Raw genomic sequence first — 296 nt, 5'->3', positions numbered from 1 at the left:
GAGGGTGTCAGCCACATCAGCGGTTTCCTCGAAGGCGAGGACACCCGCGCCACCGCGCGCGCGTTCGCGCAGATGGGCGTTCGGGTGGAGTCGCCTGAAGCCAGCGTGCGGATCGTCCATGGCGTCGGCCTGCATGGGCTGTCCGCCCCGGCTGCCGCCATCGACTGCGGCAATGCCGGCACCGGCATGCGTCTGCTCGCCGGCCTGCTGGCGGGGCAGGGCTTCGACAGCGAGCTGGTCGGCGATGAGTCACTGACCCGGCGGCCGATGAACCGTGTGGTGCTGCCGCTGCGGCA

At 71.3% G+C, this 296-nt stretch carries 1 protein-coding gene; it reads left to right on the top strand.

Annotation, left to right across the window (positions count from 1 at the left end; all coding sequences use genetic code 11):
• Window positions 1–296: carboxyvinyltransferase (locus tag FLQ44_RS04840; RefSeq protein ID WP_206208667.1), on the top strand; the 296-nt coding region annotated here is incomplete at both ends.

The sequence above is a fragment of the Vogesella mureinivorans genome (genome assembly GCF_007644035.1).
Classification (GTDB): Bacteria; Pseudomonadota; Gammaproteobacteria; order Burkholderiales; family Chromobacteriaceae; genus Vogesella; species Vogesella mureinivorans.
This window is presented reverse-complemented; position numbering and strand designations above follow the sequence as displayed.